This window comes from uncultured Winogradskyella sp. (assembly GCF_947496485.1).
Taxonomy (GTDB): Bacteria; Bacteroidota; Bacteroidia; order Flavobacteriales; family Flavobacteriaceae; genus Winogradskyella.
The window spans coordinates 1-334 of the sequence record NZ_CANMCZ010000023.1 but is presented as its reverse complement, the minus strand read 5'-3'; the positions used below and the strand labels follow the sequence as shown (position 1 = coordinate 334).

Here is a 334-nt window from a genome sequence, read left to right as displayed (position 1 = left end):
TCTGCATCTGCATCTGCTATGGTTTCATAATAGCTCACCTCATAATTAGGATTGCTAGCTGTAACTTCTGCGTTCTTTACAGTTAGATCCATCTCTGTTAATCCATCTGGTGTACCATCGTCACAAACTTCTAAAGCCGTTGGTGCGACTAATACGGGTAATGCATTGACTACTAAGTTAAAAGTGGTGTTTGATCTGCAACTGGTCATCGTATTGGTCAGTACTGCTACTATGGGTTGTGGATTGCTCGTGTTGGCATATAGGCCTATAATGGCATTCATACCCATATCGGCATCGGTTTGATTCTCATAGTACGCTACTGTAACATTGACCT

1 protein-coding gene is annotated in these 334 nt (G+C 41.9%); it reads right to left on the bottom strand.

Annotated features, from left to right (window positions below; genetic code table 11):
- The coding region (locus Q0822_RS18230) for a hypothetical protein (RefSeq protein WP_299126402.1) at positions 1 to 334 on the bottom strand (334 nt) is incomplete at both ends.